This is a genomic window from Sphingosinicella sp. (assembly GCF_052387495.1).
Lineage (GTDB): Bacteria > Pseudomonadota > Alphaproteobacteria > Sphingomonadales > Sphingomonadaceae > Allosphingosinicella.
Window position 1 is genome coordinate 1 of sequence record NZ_JBQTJC010000254.1, and the last position, 15,361, is coordinate 15,361.

The following is a 15,361-nucleotide window of genomic DNA, read 5'->3' on the forward strand; positions in this document are numbered from 1 at the left end:
TGCCCCATGTTCGCTTCGCTGTCGCGCTACGCCCCGCAATTGCTCGGCTTGCTCCGGATCGTCGCCGGCCTGCTCTTCCTCTCGCACGGCCTGGTCAAAATCCTTGGCTTCCCCGCGGTGCCGCCGGGGCAGCAGGAGCTGCTCACGCTGATGGGCATCGGCGGGGTGATCGAGCTGGTCGCGGGGACCCTGATCCTGCTCGGCCTGTTCACCCGCCCGGCGGCCTTCATCGCCTCGGGCGAGATGGCCGTCGCCTACTGGATGTTCCATGCGCCGCAAGGCCCCTATCCGGTCGGCAATGGCGGCGACGCGGCGATCCTCTATTGCTTCCTGTTCCTCTATCTGGTCGCGGCCGGGCCGGGCGCGTTCAGCCTCGACGGCTCGCGCCGCGGGCGGCTTCGCTAGAGGTCAGTCCCGCGCGATGACGATGATCCGGTCGGCCACGTCGTAGCGGATCGCCTCCGACTTGGTCGGATTGACGATGACTCCGCCGAGCCCCCGATCGCTTTGCGCGGCAAGAACGGGCCGATGGTGGCCGATCGCGACCTCGCCCCGCGCCGCCGCCGCCGCGGCGACCTGGTAGAAGGTGACCGGCTCGCCGACGGGCACGTAGGCGCTCGCCGGCTTCAGGCATACTTCCGAGCCCTCCTCGTCGAGCAGGTCCTTGAAGATCGCCTCGAGATATTCGTTCTCCGAGGCCTGGGCTAGCATCAGGCTGACCAGCTTGTTGCTGACCACGAAATCGTCGACCCGGGTGACCTCGGCGAGAGCACGGTTGCGAACGTCGATCATTTCGCTGACCACGCTCATCGGCCGCTCCGGCGCGCCTTCGGAGATGCGGCGGAGGTGGAGCAGGGTGACGAGCGTGCGGGTGTCCGCCGATTGCGGCTCCATATGATCGCCATAGCCCAGCACGAGAATATGATCGTAGGCGAGCGGGTCGAGCGCATCGACCTCGGCGGCGCGGCCGGTGTCGACGCGCTTGAACTCGACCTTCAGATTGTCGCCGGCGATCTCGATCGCGGCCACCTGTGCCTCGATTTCCGGCGTGTCGGCGGCGATGGTGAGCAGTGAACCGGGCCCGACATAGCGGGACAGCTCCAGCGCGACGACCGGCGCGCGGCGGTTCCAGCCGAGCAGCAGCGTCTTCTCCGCGGGCACGGGGCCGTCGCGGGCGGGCGCCAGAGCGGGCGGCGGCAGGTCCGCCGGCGGCGCCGCGCTCGCGATCTCGTCATCGTCCTCGGCGATCAGGATCGCCTTCATGCCGGGCTCGATCCGCGTCTCCATCGGCGGGTTGAGCGCGACTTTGCCGTCGGCGCCGCACAGGCCGATCAGGCTGCACACGTCATAGGCCATGATCGCTTCGCCGAAGCTCTTGCCCTCAAGCTCCGGCTGCTCGGCGGCGTAGATCTCGCAGCCGTCGAAATCGAGCAACTCGGTATAGACGCCGCTCAGGCCCGGCTGGCGGGTCGAATGGACCATGATCCGCGCGATCAGATCGTCGGCGAGGACGAGCTGGACCTCGTCGCCGCCGACGACGCGGGCGATCTCGGCATTGGCCTCCTCGCGGATTTCGGCCGCGATCCGATAGGGCGCCTCGCGGCGCCCGGGATCGTTGACGAGGGCGAGGATGGTCTTGATCACGCGCGGGTCGGGATCGTCCGCCTCGGGCGAGAGGATGATCACCGAGCGGCAGGTCTGCGGATTCACGATGCCGATGTCGTAAAGGTCGGTGGGATCGCCGCTGCGGCAGATGATCCGCGTGTTCTTGAGCTCGGTCACCTTCGAATAGAGCTCGTCCTCCATCTCGACCTTGTCGCGGTCTGCCATGATCACGATCCGCGGCCGGGTCCGGCTCTCATTGGCGATGACCAGCTCGGAGACGATGTCGAAGATCGAGGGCGACCAGTTGAAGATGATCGTATGATCGCGCTCCAGCACGATCGAGCGGCCCTTGCGGAGCTGGTCGAGCTTCGCTTCGAGACCGGTGCTGAGCACGCCGATCAGCGCCGAGACGACGAAGATGCCGGCGAGCGTTACGGCGAGCATGACGAGGCGGAAGGACCAGCCGTCGTCGCCGCCCATCGTGCCGGGATCGAGGGTGCGCATCAGCGACGCCCAGAAGCCTTCGAGGAAGCTCAGCGGCTCGGCCCCGTCCGGCGAGATGGCGAGCGCGACCACGACGAGGGCGGCGAAGGCGATGATGACGAGGCTGACGATGCCGAGCCAGCCGATCAGCGCGATCGTGCCCGCCGCCATGCTCTTGTCGAACTCATAGCGCAGCCGCGCGCGCCACCCGCCATTGGCCATTATCTTTTCCCCCTCGGGGCCGCGAGGACGCGACCGCTTCCCGGCGCGCATCTTCACTTAGCGGGCGGCGCTTGGGAAGGGGTCTCACCTCATTCCTTTTCGCCGGGCAGGGGGGTGGCGGTGTGCAGCGCCTCCTGGACGTAGAGCCGCTTCACCATCACGTAGAGCACGACGGTGAGCGGCGCCGCGAGCAGGATGCCGACGATGCCGAAGACGGTGCCCCCTGCGACCAAAGCGAAGAGGAGCAAGGCGGGGGGCAGGTCCACCGCGCGCTGCTGGACGAGCGGCTCCAGGACATTGCCCTCGAACTGCTGGATGGCGAGAAAGAGCAAGGCGACCCAGACGGCCTTTTCCGGCCCGGCGGCGAAGCCAAGCAGGATCGCGGGCACGGCGGCGACGATCGGGCCGATGAAGGGGACGAACTCGAGCAGGGCGGCGAGCAAGGCGAGCGAGAGCGCCGAGGGGACGCCGATGATGACGAGGCCGAGCCAGGTGAGCAGGCCGACCACGGCCATCGACACCATCCGGCCGAGCAGCCACAGCCGCAGCGCCCGGCCGCTCGCGGCGAGCGCCTCGGCGGCAAGATCGCGGCCGCGCTCGGGGACCAGCTTCAACAGGCCGACGCGGTAGAGCTCGGGCTGGATCGCGAGATAGATGCCGCCGACGACGACGAGCAACGTGTCGGCGAGGCCGTTGCCGATCGAGACCGCGATGGTGCCGAGATTGGAGACGACGCCCCCACCCTGGCCGAGCGTTGCCGTCCATTCGCGAAGCGGCTGGCCGAGGCCCCAGGCATCGAGGCGCATTTCGAGCGCGCCCCAGGCGGCGGGGATCAGCTCTCGCAAATTGGTCGATTGCCGCATCACCTCGGCGCCGAACAGCCAGAAGGCGGTGCCCACCGTGCCGGCCACGACCAGCACGGCGGCGAGCAGGGCAAACGCGGGCGGGACGCGGAGCCGCCTGCGGATCGGCTCGGCGACCAGGCCGAGGATCACCGAGACCAGCACGGCGCCGAAAAGGAGCAGAAACAGGCCGCGCAGATTCCAGAGCAGCAAAGCGATCGCGACCAAGGCGAGCGCAATCACGACTCGCTCGATGAAGATGCGGTGGCTGGCCGGCTCTCGACCCATCCTATTCTCCGGCTACGCAGGCGGAACAATCCCCGGCATGCGGCGCTGTTCCCGCAGAGGCAAGTTCAGGAGCGAACCCATATGCTTGGCAAGATCATCGGCGCGCGGGTCGGCCAGCGGCTGGCGGGACGCAATCAGGGACTGAAGGGCGCCGTGCTCGGCGCCGCGGCGCCCTGGCTGCTGCGCCGGGCGTTCACGCCGCTCGGCGTCGCGGCGCTCGGCGCTTATGGCGCGAAGAAATGGTACGATCGCCGCCAGGCGCGCCGCGAGCGGAACGCAGCGCCGCCCGTCTGAACCGGGCCTTCGGCTGAGGCTCCGGCCGAGGCTGCGGCGGCGGCGGGATGACGACCTCCGGGACCGGCGGCAGCGGCACATCCTGCGGCTGGCTTGGGCCGGGCGCCAGGGCTTCGTCCACGGCGTTGGCCGGGGTTTCGTCGCGATCGGTCTGAGAGAGCGGCACCGGCGCGACCCGGGGCGCGGGGCGAATGCCGAGCGCCTCGGTCATGAAGCTGCGCCAGATCCGTGCCGGGAGACCACCGCCCGACGTGCCCGGAAGCGGTCGATTGTCGTCATTGCCGACCCAGACTCCGACGACGAGGTCGCCGGCGAAGCCGACGAACACCGCGTCGCGATAATCGGAGGTCGTGCCGGTCTTGCCGAAGGTCGGCACGGCGAGCGCGGCGGCGCGGCCGGTGCCGCGATTGACCACCGCGTAGAGCACGTCGCGCAGCATCGGGAAAGCGCGGTCGCGGCTGAGCCGGTCCGCGGGCGTGCTCCAGCCGAGCCAGGATTCGTCCGGGATCGGCAGCCCGCGCGGGCGGATCGGATAGCGGCCGGCGGCGATCGCGGCATAAGCCGCGGTCAGCTCGATCAGGCTGACACCATTGACCCCCAAGGCGAGGCTCGGATCGGGGCGCAGCTCGCTGGTGATGCCGAGATCGCGCGCGGCGCGGATCACGGCATCGCGCCCCACCCGTTCCTGGACCTGAACCGCCACCGAATTGCTCGAATGGGCGACGGCTTCGCGCAGGCTGATCCGGCCGCGATAGGAATCGCTGTAATTGCGCGGCGTCCAGCTGCCGAGGCGGATCGGCCGGTCGTCGACCGGCGTGTTCGGCGTCAGGCCGGCGCGGAAAGCCGCGAGATAGACGAAGGGCTTGAACGCCGAGCCCGGCTGGCGCCGCGCCTGGGTGGCGCGGTTGAACGGGCTTTGCGCATAGTCCCTGCCGCCCACCATCGCGACGACGCGGCCGTCGAGGCGCATCGCGACCAAGGCGACCTGCGCGCGGCCGAGGCCGGCGCGCCGGACGGTGCGCGCGGCAAGACGCTGGAGATCGCCGTCGAGCGTGGTCACCACCTGCCGCTCGCCATAGCTGCCTTCGGCCAGGTCGCTCGCCTGCGGCACCACCCAGTCGGCGAAATAGGTGCCGGTGGGAACGTCGTCGCGTGGGCCGCGGCGGAGGCGGGCCGGCCGGGCGGCGCGGCGCTGAGCCTAGGTGATGAAGCCGGTTTCCTCCATCAGCCGAAGCACCCGCGCGCCCCGCTCGCGCGCGGCCCCCAGATCGACGGTCGGCGCGAGGCGGGAGGGCGCGTTCACCACGCCCGCGAGCATCGCCGCCTGCGACAAAGTGAGGTCCTCGGGATCGACGCTGAAATAATGCCGTGCGGCGGCGCGCAGGCCGTAGACATTGTCGCCGAAATAGACGTTCGACAAATAGCGGCTGAGGATCTCCTCCTTGGAGAGCCAGGCCTCCAGCCAGAGCGTGATCAAGGCCTCCTGCGCCTTGCGGCCCCAGGTCCGGTTCGGGGTGAGAAAGCTGGTCTTGGCGAGTTGCTGGCTGATCGTGCTGCCGCCCTCGCGGACTCGGCCGGCGCGCAGGTTGCGGACCATGGCGCGGGCGATGCCCCAGGGATCGAGGCCGACATGGCGGAAGAAGCGGCGGTCCTCGATCGCGACGAAAGCTTGGCCGACATAAGGGGGCAGCTCGGTCACGTCGACCGGCTCGCTCATGACCGCGCCCCGCCGGGCGATCGGCTCGCCGTCGGCGGAGAGGATGGTGAGACCGGGCGCGCCCGCCGGCTGCAGCGAGCTCGACAAAGGCGCGGTGACGAACAGCCAGACGAGAATCAGGGCGAACAGGGCCGCGCCGATCTTGATCGCGCGCTTGACGATGCGCGCCCGGGAGATCGGCGGCGAAGGAGGAGGGGGCGGCTGCGCGGCGGCGGTATCGGTCATCTCAAATCCTGGGCCCGCATCATGAAGCTCCGCCAGATCCGCGCCGGCATGCCGCCGCCAGCTACACGCGACATCGGCCTATTGTCATCATTGCCGACCCAGATTCCGACGACCAGATCCCCCGCGAAGCCGATGAACAAAGCGTCGCGATAATCCTGCGTGGTGCCGGTCTTGCCGAAGGTGGGGATGGACAAGGCGGCGGCGCGCCCGGTCCCGCCCACGACCGCACCCTCGAGCAACGCGCGCAAAGCGGGGAAATTGGGATCGGAGCGGCCGCCGTCAGCCATGTCGAGGATCGGGCCGAAGAGGCGGCCGACCACGCCCTGCTCCTCGGCCTGCTCGACGATGCCGTGCGGCGCGACCGGATAGCGGCCGCCCGCGACGGCGGCATAAGCGGCGGTCATCTCGATCAGGCTGACATCGGCGGTGCCGAGCGCGATGCTCGGATCGTTGGCCGGGATCGGCGCGGTGACGCCGAGATCGCGGGCGGCGCGAATCACATTGTTCATGCCCACCCTCTGCGCGAGGCGCACCGCGGCAACGTTGCTGGAAACGGCGAAGGCCTCGGCGAGCGTGATCTCGCCGCGATAGACGCCGTCGGAGTTGCGCGGGCGGTATTCGCCCGTCGTGATCGGTGTGTCCTCGACGAGGTCGTCGGGCGACATGCCGGCGCGCAGGGCGGCGAGATAGACGAAGAGCTTGAAGGTCGAGCCCGGCTGCCGCCGCGCCTGGGTGGCGCGGTTGAACGGGCTGTCGCCGTAGTTGCGCCCACCGAGCATGGCGACGACCCGGCCGTCGGGGCGCATCGCGACCAGGGCCGCCTGGCTGCGCCCCAGCCGCGCGTCGCGGAAAGCGGCGATGGCGGCGCGCTGGAGGGCGGGCTCGAGCGTCGTCTCGATCTCCCGCTCGCCGTAGCGCGAATCCTCCCGATTCTCGGCCGCGGCAAGCACCCAGTCGGCGAAATAGGTCCCGGTCGGGACCTCGTCGCGCGTGCGGGCGAGGCGTAGCCGGGCGGGGCGAAGCCGCGCCGCCTCGCGTTCGCTCAGCGCGCCCGCATCGACCATCTCCTGAGTCACCAGAGCGGCGCGGCGGCGGGCCCCGGCGAGATTGCGGTTGGGAGCAAGGCGGTTGGGTGCGTTGACGAGGCCGGCAAGCATGGTTGCCTGCGGCAGCGTGAGCTCCTCCGGCTCGACGCTGAAATAGAAGCGCGCGGCGGCCCTGAGCCCGTAGATATTGTTGCCGAAATAGACGTTGGAGAGGTAGCGGCTGAGAATCTCCTCCTTGCTGAGCCACGCCTCGAGCCAGATCGTGATCAGCGCCTCCTGGAGCTTGCGGCCCCAGGTGCGTTCGCCGCCGGTGAAGCTGGTCTTGGCGAGCTGTTGGCTGATCGTGCTCCCGCCCTCGCGCACCCGGCCCGCCTGCCAGTTGCGAAAGGCGGCGCGGGCGACGCCCCACGGATCGATGCCGAGATGGCGGTAGAAGCGCCGGTCCTCGACCGAGACGAAGGCCTGGCTGACAAAGGGCGGCAATTCGAGCACGTTGACCGGCCCGGCCCGGATCGCGCCGCGCCGCGCGATCGTCTGGCCGTCGGCGGCGATGACGGTGTAGCTGGGCGCCGCGATCGGCTGGAGCGACTGGCTCAACGGCGCAGTGACGGCGAGCCAGAGGACAAGCGCGACGAAGACCGCGAACAGCGTGTAGAGCGTGTATTTGGTCGCCGTGCGGATGCGCTGGACGACCTTGTTGTAGCGGCGGCGGTGGCCCTCAAGCGTGGCGCCGACGATGCGCGGCGTGTCGAGCTCGACATCCTCGATGCCGACATAGCGCGGCTGCAGCGCGTAGAGCGCGTGCTTGAGATAGTGATCGCGGATATGGGCGGGCGCGTTCTGCCAGGGCGGGCAGCCGCCGCCGGACCGGTCCATCTCGTCATAATATTGCGCTGCCGCCCGGGCGCGGACCGAGGCGATCTCGCGCATCGTCTGCTCGACGCGGGCGCGGTCCTCCTCGGCCATGCCGTCCCAGGTTTCGGTGGTTATGCCGGAATCGGGGGGAGGGCCGTTCAACATCGTTCCTGACAACCGGGCTCTATCGGAGCCGCGCCGGATCGAGATGATCCACGCCCACGCCCAGATCGGCAAGCGCTTTCGGCCAGGCGGCGCCGATGACGAGGGCTTCGACGGCTTCTGCGACGGCCGGCGCGGTCTGCAGGCCGAAGCCGCCCTGGCCGGCGAGCCAGAAGAAGCCGGGCGCCTGCCCGTCGAAGCCGACCGCCGGGGTGCGGTCCATGGCGAAGGTACGCAGGCCCGCCCACCGATGAGGAATCCGCGTGACCGACAGGGTCGTGTAGCGCTCGACCTTCCAGGCGGCGAGAGCGATGTCGTAATCCTCGGGCTGGGCGTCGCACGGCTCCGCCTCGACCTCGTCGACCGGCGAGGCCGCGAGCCGGCCGGATTCGGGCAGGACGTAGAAATCGTCCACCGCGGTCTTCACGAATGGCCAGTCCCGGACGTCGGCGCCTTCGGGCGGGTCGACGACGATGATCGTGCGGCGGAGCGGCCGGAGGGCGAGCGGCGCGACTCCGGCGAACGTCGCGACCTTGTCCGCCCAGGCGCCGGCGGCGTTGATCAGCACCGGCGCGGCCCAGGCGCGGCCGTCCTCGGTCTCGACCCGCCAGCCCTCGCGGATCGAGCCGATACGCGCGTCGGTGGCCACGATCCCGCCCGCCTCCCGAATCGCGCGAGCGAAATGCTGAAGCATTGCATCCGAATCGAGGCGGAGGCCGTCGGGATCGAGCAGGCCCGCGACGATCGCCTCGCCGCCGGTGCGCAGCGGCGGGAACAGCCGCAGCATCTCGGCCTCGTCGGCGGGCCTGATGCTGTCGGTGAAGGCGGCCATGTCGCCGGCAAGCGAATCGAGCGCGGTACGCATCTCCTCGGTGGCGACGAACAAAGCCGGGCTGCGGCGGGCGAGGGTGCCGCCTTGTGCCTCGAGGAAGAAGGCACGGCTGTGCGCGGTCAGCGCGCGGACAATGCGGTTGCCGATGCCGTAATGGGAGAAGGTCGCGCTGCGCCCCGAGGAATGATAGCCGAGTGCCGCTTCGGCCTCGATCACCGCCACCCGGCCATGTCGCACCAGCCGCGCGCCCGCCGACAGTCCGGCGACGCCGCCGCCGATGATGAGGAAATCCACGCCCTCCACGGGCGCGCGCTAGCCGATTTGGCGCAGGCCGTCACGCGCCGCGGTGACGAGCGGCTGGAACTCGGCCACCGGCCGCCCGAGCAGACCGTCGACGATCCGCCCGGCCGCGTGGCCGTCGCCGTAGATCGTGCTCGGGGCGGGTATCCGGCGGCCGCGGCGGAGCCACGTCTGCGCACCGGCGCGAATCGCCTCGGCATCGGTGCCCACCAAGTGGGCGACACCGGCGGCGACACCCTCGGGCCGCTCGGTCGCGCCGCGAAGCACAAGCACCGGCTTGCCGAGCGTCCCCGCTTCCTCCTGCACCCCGCCCGAATCGGTGAGGATGAGGGCCGCGCGGTCCATCGCTCGGATGAAGCCGGGCAAGTCGAGCGGGTCGACCAGATGAACGTTAGGATGATCGCCGAGTTGTGCGACGACCGGCTCGCGCGCTGCCGGATTCGGGTGAAGCGGCCAGACGATGTCGACATTGCTGCCGCGCGCGAGCGCGGCGACGCCTTCGCAGATCGCGCGGAGCGGCGCGCCGAAGCTTTCGCGGCGGTGCGCGGTGACCAGGATCAGCTTTCGGCCGCCCGACGGGGGCAGCGCGGCATCGACCTTCGCACGAAATTTGGCGTCGCGGGCGAGGCGCCTGCGGACGCAGTGGAGGGCGTCGATGCCGCTATTGCCGGTGACAAAGACCTCGCCGTGCAGCCGCTCGGCGGCGAGATTGGCCTTGGCGGCCGCGGTCGGTGCGAAATGGAGATCGGCATGAAGCGCGATGGTGCGCCGGTTCGCCTCCTCCGGCCATGGCCCCGCCATGGCGTAGGTCCTGAGGCCCGCTTCGACATGAGCCACCGGGATGCGCCGGTTGTCGGCGGCGAGCGCCGCGGCCATCGCGCTGGTCGTGTCGCCCTGCACGATCACCCGGTCCGGCGCCTCGCGGGCCAGAATCTTGTCGAGCCGGTCGATGGTGCGGGCAGCCAGATCGTTGAGGCCCTTGCTCTGCGCCATTAGCGCGAGATCGAAATCCGGTGCGATCCCGAAGAAGCGCAGAACAGGGTTCAGCAACTCCCGGTGCTGGCCAGTCACGCAGACTTGGGAGAGAACGCCCTGTTCGGACGCCAGCGCGCCGAGCACGGGCGCCATCTTCACGGCTTCTGGCCGCGTACCGAAAACCGACAGCAATTTCATGCCGCGCCCCCCAGACCGGGAAAGCTAAGCACAGCTTGACTTCGGCGAATAGCCGAAAGTTACGGGCTCAGTAGGTTCCGCCCGTCCGGCGCGCGTCGGCGCGGCCCGCCAGATAGGCGGCGCAGCTCGAGCGCAGCGACTGGCTGTCGCCGGCCGAGAGCGAATAGGCCGTGCTGATCCGCGTCAGGAAGGAGGTCGGATCGTTCTGATTGCCGGCCGCGCGGCAGATCGTGGTGATCTGCGAAAGATCGAGCCCGCCACCGCTGGCGCGTCGCGGCGCGGTCCGGCGCGCGGGCGCTGGGCGCCGGGCCTGTGCCGGGGCGGTGGCGCGGGGCTGCAAGGCCTCGGCGCGCGCCGCGAGGTCGAGCGCGTTGCGATCGATGTCGGCGAGAACCGTCTTGCCGGTCAACAGCGCGGCGAAGATGATGATCATGTTTCGTCCCCCCGGAGACAACCTCCGTGGGCATGGGGATAATACGGTAATGGTAAAGAGGGCGTTAACCCTGATCTTTCACGAGTTGCCCCACTGCGCGCGGGCGGGCATCAGGTATGTCGGACGAGGAAAGGAGCAGGCTTGACCGACGAGGACCTGGCGGCGCGGCTGGCGGAAGGGGCGGGGCGGCTGTTGCTGGAGCTGCGCGCGAGCAGCTTCCTCGAGGGCGCGGCGCTCGGCATGGTCGCCGACAAGGTCGCCAATTCCTTCATTCTCACCGCGCTGCGCGAATGGCGGCCGGCCGATCCGGTCCTGTCCGAGGAGAGCCCGGACCATAAGGAGCGGCTGGCGAGCGAGCGGGTGTGGATCATCGACCCGCTCGACGGCACCCGCGAATATGGCGAGGGGCGGCCCGACTGGGCGGTGCATGTCGCGCTCGCCGTGGCCGGGGAGCCTCGGCTGGGGGCGGTGGCGCTGCCTGCGCTGGGCAGGGTCTATCGCTCGGACCAGGTGTCCGCGCCGGCGGCGTCGGGGCGGGAACGGCCGCTCATCGTGGTGAGTCGGACTCGGCCGCCCGCCGAGGTGACGGAACTGGCGGCCCTGCTCGACGCGGATCTGATCGAGATGGGCTCGGCCGGTGCCAAGGCGATGGCGGTGCTCGCGGGCGACGTGGACCTCTATTATCATGCCGGCGGGCAGCACGAATGGGACAATTGCGCGCCCGCCGCGGTGGCGCTCGGCGCCGGGCTTCATGCGAGCCGGGCGGACGGCTCGGCGCTCGCCTACAACCGGGCCGACACGATCGTGCCGGACCTCATCGTCGGTCGCCCGGAGCTGGCGGCGCGCCTGCTCGCCTTCACTCAGAGATAGGCGCGCAAGGCGAGCCAGGCTTCGCGCTTCGCCGCGAACGGGAGGCTGGCATAAGCCGGGCTGCTCGACGGCAGATCGATCAGCGCGACCCCGTCGATGCCCGACAGCTGCTTGCGGCCGATCCGGGCCGAGGTGCCGCCGTTGAAGGCGATCGCCCGGAGGTCGGGCAATGTGCCGGCGAGGCGCGCGACGTCGCTGGCCTCGTGGAGGCGGATGTCGACGTCGAGGCTGCCCTTGCGCGTCGCGGCGGCGACCGTGTCCCAGAGGCCGACCTTGCCATCGAGCAGCGCCTCGAGCCGCGCCTCATAGGGCAAGGGCACCAGCTCCCGCCCGATCACCTCGCTCATCAGGCGCCAGAACAGATTTTGCGGGTGGGCATAATATTGCTGCGCCGCCAGCGACTTGACGCCAGGCAAGCTGCCGAGGACGAGCAAGCGGGTGTCGGGCCGGGTGACGGGCGGGAAGCAATGCTGCATGAAGAAGGCCGTTATGAAGATCGAAGGCGGATGTCACTGCGGTGCGGTGCGGTTCGAGGCGGAGGTGCCCGAAGCGGTCGAGATTCTCGACTGCAATTGCTCGATCTGCGCGAAAACCGGGTTTCGGCATTTGATCGTGCCGCATGCCGATTTCCGGTTGCTGTCGGACGAGGACGCCCTCGTGTCCTACCGCTTCGGCACGGGCGCCGCGAACCACCTCTTCTGCGGCACGTGCGGGGTGAAGAGCTTCTACCAGCCGCGCTCGCACTCCGAGGCATGGAGCGTCAATTTCAATGCATTGGACGATCCCGGCGCGCTCGATGCGACGTTCCGCGCCTTCGACGGCCGCAATTGGGAGCAGGCCGCCGCCGCGCTCGACTAGAGCGGGAACAGCGCACGGCCTGCCAGCGCCTGGAGAAGGAGCGCGACGGCCGCCGCGACATAGAGCGCCGTTCCGCCGAGCAGGACCGCCCAGCGACGTCCGGCGGCCATGCCCGCCGCCGCGGCTAAAGCGGCGAGGATCGGAATCGCCTGCTGGGCGTGGATGCCCATGAAATGGGCGATGCGCAGATCGCCGCCGGCGCGGTTCCAGCCGAACACGGGCAGGCCGCCCGCCTCGGCCCCGACCGCATGCCCGCCGTTCGCCGCGATCACGCCGCCGAAGCTCGCGCCGAGGAAGAAGGTGAGGAGCAGACCGATCACCACCGCGGCGACGAAGTCCCGGCTCAGCCCGGCCGCCGGGCGCCGCGCGATCTCCCAGGCGAGCGGCAGCGCGGTGCCGGCCAGCAGGACGGCGAAGACGCCCATTAGGTTGAACATCCGGCGGTAGAAAAGCGTGTCGAAATTAAAATGGGATTCGAGGCCGTTGGTGCCCTGCCAGGTGATCCAAGCCAGCTCGAACGTGCCGGAGAGAAGGAGCAGCGCGACGGTGCCGCGCATCAAGAGCGAGCGGCGCCGCTCGGGCCGGACATGGCCGAAGAACCAGGTGACGGTGAGCGCGAAGATCGTCACCGAGCTCAGGAACTTGGCCGGCTTCACCCAGACGTTGACGCCGCTCTCCAGCAGGCGCGGATCGAGCCCCTGCAGTAGCACCGCGACCAGCGCGAGGCCGAGCGTCGCGAAGCCGTAGAGGGCGAGGGTCCGCTGCCGGGACAGGAACTCGCCGACGATCGAGCGGGGCGAGGCGAGCGGGAGGGCGGCGGCGGTCACGACGAAGCTCCAGCGGATTCGGGTGGGCGGCCCAGCGCGAGACGGAGGGCGAGGTAGAGGAGGAGGCCGGTCGGGCCGAACAGGAAGGTCAGCGGCAAAGCGGGGAGGATGAAGAGCGGATGGAGGCCGCGGCCGAGCCCGTCGCGCACGATCCAGGCGCCGACGAACAGGTCGAAGGCGAGATAGTGCAGCCACCCGGCCGCCAGCGCGGCGTCGTGGGCGAACAGGGCGCGGACCTCCGCGATCGATCCGAAGCCGCCCTCGGCGAAGGCGTCACGCCCGCCGAGCAGCAGCAGCAGATAGGCCAAGGCGAGGAGTGCCGGGATCAGCAACTGCGCGACCGGCCAGGCATAGGGCCGCGCCTGCCTCACGAAGAGCGAAACGAGCAGACCTAGCCAGCCCGCCATGGCGAGCAGACCGCCGAGAGAGAAGGCTGAGGCGGGATCGATCATCGCTTGCGCTCCATCTTTACACTGTATAGATGAGCGCTATGGCAGATGATCTGAACAGTGTCAACATCAGCCCGGACGCCGTGCGTCGCTATCATCATGGCGACCTGCGCGCCGCGCTCGTCGCCGCAGCGGAGGCGGTCATCGCGGAGCGCGGCGTCGACGGGTTCAGCCTGCGCGAGGCGGCGCGGCGGGCCGGCGTCTCGCCGGCCGCGCCCGGCCATCATTTCGGCGACGCGCGCGGGCTGCTGACCGCGGTCGCGGCGCGGGCCTTCCGCGATTTCGGCGATGCCCTCGCCGCCGCCGACCAAGGCGGCGATCGCGCCGAGCGACTGCGCGGGCAGGGCTTGGCCTATGTCCGCTTCGCCCTCGCGCATCCGGCGCGGTTCGACCTGATGTGGCGGCGCGCTTTGCTCGACAAGACCGACCCCGAGCTCAAGGCCGCGGCCGATCGCGCCTTCGTCATCCTCGACCGTGCCGCGCGCGGCGAAGAGGTCCTGCGTCACGGACCCGAGGACGTCGCGCTCGCGCCCTCGATCGCGGCCTGGTCGATGGTCCATGGCTTCGCCCGGCTCGCGCTCGAGGGCGCCTTCGGGCCGGAGCCGGGGGCGGCAGAGCGTGCTGCCGAAGCCTTGCTCCCGCGCGTGCTCGATCATCTGTCTGTTTGAGCGGCTTGCCGGGCGGGCGCCCTCCGGCCTAGGTTCACGAAAAGGGGTAAGCGGCGATGGCGACAGCGACAGCGGTGGCGACGGGCGGCGGCGAGACGGAGCTTGGCAAGACGCGGCTCGTGATCGGCGCCTCCTCGGTCGGCACCGTCTTCGAATGGTATGATTTCTTCATCTGGGGGACGCTGACCGCGTCGGGAATCCTGCAGCGCAGCTTCTTCCCCCCGGGCGACGAACTGCTCGCGACCCTGCTCGCCTGGGCGACCTTCGCGATCGGCTTCGCCTTCCGCCCGCTCGGCGCGATCCTGTTCGGCTATCTGGGCGACAGGCTGGGGCGCAAATATACCTTCCTCGTCACCATCACCCTGATGGGCGTCGCCACCGCTGGCATCGGCCTGGTCCCCAGCTACGCCGCGATCGGGGCCGCGGCGCCGCTCGCGATCATCCTGCTGCGCATCGGGCAGGGGCTGGCGCTGGGCGGCGAATATGGCGGCGCGGCGATCTACGTCGCGGAGCATTCGCCGCCGGGCAAGGCGGGCTTCTACACCAGCTTCATCCAGGCGAGCGTGGTCGGCGGGTTCATCCTCAGTCTCGCCGTCGTCCTCGGCTTCAAGGCGCTGGTCTCGGACGTGGAGTGGATCGCCTGGGGCTGGCGCTTGCCCTTCCTCTTCTCGATCCTGCTGCTCGCGGTGTCGCTCTGGATGCGGCTCAAGCTCAACGAGAGCCCGGTCTTCAGGGCGCTCAAGGAAAGCGGCGGCTGCGCGAAGAATCCGTTCAAGGAGAGCTTCACCTATCCGGGCAATTTGAAGCGACTTTTCGTCGCCCTGTTCGGGATCGCCGCCGGGCTCACCGTGATCTGGTACACGGCGATGTTCTCGGTGCTCGCCTTCCTGCAGAATCCGTTGCGGGTCGATCAGACGGTGGCGCAGCTTGTCGTCGCGGCGGGCGCGCTGGTCGGACTGGCCTTCTACGTCATCACCGGCGCCTGGTCGGACCGGGTCGGGCGCAAGAAGCCGATCGTGATCGGCTACGCGCTGACCCTGCTGCTGCTGTTTCCGCTCTTCTGGGCGATCGGCGACGCCGCCGGCAACGGCGCGGGCGCGCCTGCCGGGGAGAGCTTCGTGCCCGACGCGGGCAGCCTCGCGCTCATGTTCGCGGCGATCCTCGGGCTGATGGCCCTGTCGGGGCTTACCTACGGCTCGGTGGCGGCCTTGC

General features: G+C 69.9%; 17 protein-coding genes. 6 read left to right on the top strand and 11 right to left on the bottom strand.

Annotation, left to right across the window (positions count from 1 at the left end; translation table 11 throughout):
- The first annotated feature begins 6 nt into the window (after positions 1-6).
- Positions 7-405, top strand: a complete 399-nt coding sequence (locus tag ACT4N8_RS13835) for a DoxX family protein (protein ID WP_444858714.1) — start codon at positions 7-9, stop codon at positions 403-405.
- 3 nt (positions 406-408) lie between these two features.
- On the opposite strand, the gene ACT4N8_RS13840 is transcribed toward ACT4N8_RS13835, so the two are convergent.
- Together ACT4N8_RS13840 and ACT4N8_RS13845 are read right to left on the bottom strand one after the other, a co-directional pair.
- Entirely contained in the window at positions 409-2,310 is a 1,902-nt protein-coding gene (locus ACT4N8_RS13840; RefSeq protein WP_444858698.1) for a CASTOR/POLLUX-related putative ion channel, read from the bottom strand.
- 89 nt (positions 2,311-2,399) lie between these two features.
- A complete protein-coding gene (locus ACT4N8_RS13845; RefSeq protein ID WP_444858699.1) occupies positions 2,400-3,440 on the bottom strand; it encodes an AI-2E family transporter in 1,041 nt (346 codons plus the stop codon).
- Between the two features lie 81 nt (positions 3,441-3,521).
- Here ACT4N8_RS13845 and ACT4N8_RS13850 point away from each other — a divergent pair, with 81 nt between their 5' ends.
- Positions 3,522-3,734, top strand: a complete 213-nt coding sequence (locus tag ACT4N8_RS13850) for a hypothetical protein (RefSeq protein ID WP_444858700.1) — start codon at positions 3,522-3,524, stop codon at positions 3,732-3,734.
- On the opposite strand, the gene ACT4N8_RS13855 is transcribed toward ACT4N8_RS13850, so the two are convergent.
- From ACT4N8_RS13855 to ACT4N8_RS13880, 6 genes are all read right to left on the bottom strand, one after another.
- Positions 3,634-4,845, bottom strand: a complete 1,212-nt coding sequence (locus ACT4N8_RS13855) for a transglycosylase domain-containing protein (protein ID WP_444858701.1) — start codon at positions 4,843-4,845, stop codon at positions 3,634-3,636. The genes ACT4N8_RS13850 and ACT4N8_RS13855 overlap by 101 nt on opposite strands.
- Before the next feature lie 87 nt (positions 4,846-4,932).
- Positions 4,933-5,676 carry a transglycosylase domain-containing protein gene (locus tag ACT4N8_RS13860; protein ID WP_444858702.1) on the bottom strand — a complete coding sequence of 248 codons (744 nt, stop codon included), beginning with the start codon at positions 5,674-5,676 and terminating at the stop codon, positions 4,933-4,935.
- The gene (locus ACT4N8_RS13865) at positions 5,673-7,739 is read right to left on the bottom strand and encodes a transglycosylase domain-containing protein (RefSeq protein WP_444858703.1); all 2,067 of its coding nucleotides are present in this window, start codon (positions 7,737-7,739) and stop codon (positions 5,673-5,675) included. Before ACT4N8_RS13865 ends, ACT4N8_RS13860 begins: the two co-directional genes overlap by 4 nt.
- Before the next feature lie 22 nt (positions 7,740-7,761).
- On the bottom strand, positions 7,762-8,865 hold the full coding sequence (locus ACT4N8_RS13870) for an NAD(P)/FAD-dependent oxidoreductase (RefSeq protein ID WP_444858704.1): 1,104 nt from the start codon (positions 8,863-8,865) through the stop codon (positions 7,762-7,764).
- Between the two features lie 18 nt (positions 8,866-8,883).
- Positions 8,884-10,044 carry a non-hydrolyzing UDP-N-acetylglucosamine 2-epimerase gene (wecB, locus tag ACT4N8_RS13875; RefSeq protein WP_444858705.1) on the bottom strand — a complete coding sequence of 387 codons (1,161 nt, stop codon included), beginning with the start codon at positions 10,042-10,044 and terminating at the stop codon, positions 8,884-8,886.
- A gap of 67 nt (positions 10,045-10,111) precedes the next feature.
- The gene (locus ACT4N8_RS13880; RefSeq protein WP_444858706.1) at positions 10,112-10,477 is read right to left on the bottom strand and encodes a hypothetical protein; all 366 of its coding nucleotides are present in this window, start codon (positions 10,475-10,477) and stop codon (positions 10,112-10,114) included.
- Between the two features lie 141 nt (positions 10,478-10,618).
- Between ACT4N8_RS13880 and ACT4N8_RS13885 the strand changes: the two genes are divergently transcribed.
- Entirely contained in the window at positions 10,619-11,347 is a 729-nt protein-coding gene (locus tag ACT4N8_RS13885) for a 3'(2'),5'-bisphosphate nucleotidase CysQ (RefSeq protein WP_444858707.1), read from the top strand.
- Here ACT4N8_RS13885 and ACT4N8_RS13890 read toward each other — a convergent pair.
- Positions 11,338-11,823, bottom strand: coding sequence for a DNA-deoxyinosine glycosylase (locus ACT4N8_RS13890; protein ID WP_444858708.1), 486 nt, complete (start codon positions 11,821-11,823; stop codon positions 11,338-11,340). The genes ACT4N8_RS13885 and ACT4N8_RS13890 overlap by 10 nt on opposite strands.
- Here ACT4N8_RS13890 and ACT4N8_RS13895 point away from each other — a divergent pair.
- Complete coding sequence (locus tag ACT4N8_RS13895) at positions 11,822-12,205, top strand: GFA family protein (protein WP_444858709.1); 384 nt, start codon at positions 11,822-11,824, stop codon at positions 12,203-12,205. The genes ACT4N8_RS13890 and ACT4N8_RS13895 overlap by 2 nt on opposite strands.
- On the opposite strand, the gene ACT4N8_RS13900 is transcribed toward ACT4N8_RS13895, so the two are convergent.
- On the bottom strand, positions 12,202-13,032 hold the full coding sequence (locus ACT4N8_RS13900; protein WP_444858710.1) for a hypothetical protein: 831 nt from the start codon (positions 13,030-13,032) through the stop codon (positions 12,202-12,204). The genes ACT4N8_RS13895 and ACT4N8_RS13900 overlap by 4 nt on opposite strands.
- A complete protein-coding gene (locus tag ACT4N8_RS13905) occupies positions 13,029-13,484 on the bottom strand; it encodes an ABA4-like family protein (RefSeq protein ID WP_444858711.1) in 456 nt (151 codons plus the stop codon). Before ACT4N8_RS13905 ends, ACT4N8_RS13900 begins: the two co-directional genes overlap by 4 nt.
- A 38-nt stretch (positions 13,485-13,522) precedes the next feature.
- Here ACT4N8_RS13905 and ACT4N8_RS13910 point away from each other — a divergent pair, with 38 nt between their 5' ends.
- Together ACT4N8_RS13910 and ACT4N8_RS13915 are read left to right on the top strand one after the other, a co-directional pair.
- Positions 13,523-14,149 (top strand): TetR/AcrR family transcriptional regulator, encoded by a 627-nt coding sequence (locus ACT4N8_RS13910; protein WP_444858712.1) that lies wholly within the window; start codon positions 13,523-13,525, stop codon positions 14,147-14,149.
- A 56-nt stretch (positions 14,150-14,205) separates the two neighbouring features.
- The coding region (locus tag ACT4N8_RS13915; RefSeq protein ID WP_444858713.1) for an MFS transporter at positions 14,206-15,361 on the top strand (1,156 nt) is incomplete at its 3' end.

Coding starts and splice junctions, on each gene's coding strand:
- ACT4N8_RS13895 (WP_444858709.1), top strand. CDS start 11,822: ATGAAGAAGGCCGTTATGAAGATCGAAGGCGGATGTCACTGCGGTGCG.
- ACT4N8_RS13910 (WP_444858712.1), top strand. CDS start 13,523: ATGGCAGATGATCTGAACAGTGTCAACATCAGCCCGGACGCCGTGCGT.
- ACT4N8_RS13905 (WP_444858711.1), bottom strand. CDS start 13,484: ATGATCGATCCCGCCTCAGCCTTCTCTCTCGGCGGTCTGCTCGCCATG.
- ACT4N8_RS13850 (WP_444858700.1), top strand. CDS start 3,522: ATGCTTGGCAAGATCATCGGCGCGCGGGTCGGCCAGCGGCTGGCGGGA.
- ACT4N8_RS13840 (WP_444858698.1), bottom strand. CDS start 2,310: ATGGCCAATGGCGGGTGGCGCGCGCGGCTGCGCTATGAGTTCGACAAG.
- ACT4N8_RS13880 (WP_444858706.1), bottom strand. CDS start 10,477: ATGATCATCATCTTCGCCGCGCTGTTGACCGGCAAGACGGTTCTCGCC.
- wecB (WP_444858705.1), bottom strand. CDS start 10,044: ATGAAATTGCTGTCGGTTTTCGGTACGCGGCCAGAAGCCGTGAAGATG.
- ACT4N8_RS13835 (WP_444858714.1), top strand. CDS start 7: ATGTTCGCTTCGCTGTCGCGCTACGCCCCGCAATTGCTCGGCTTGCTC.
- ACT4N8_RS13860 (WP_444858702.1), bottom strand. CDS start 5,676: ATGACCGATACCGCCGCCGCGCAGCCGCCCCCTCCTCCTTCGCCGCCG.
- ACT4N8_RS13890 (WP_444858708.1), bottom strand. CDS start 11,823: ATGCAGCATTGCTTCCCGCCCGTCACCCGGCCCGACACCCGCTTGCTC.
- ACT4N8_RS13845 (WP_444858699.1), bottom strand. CDS start 3,440: ATGGGTCGAGAGCCGGCCAGCCACCGCATCTTCATCGAGCGAGTCGTG.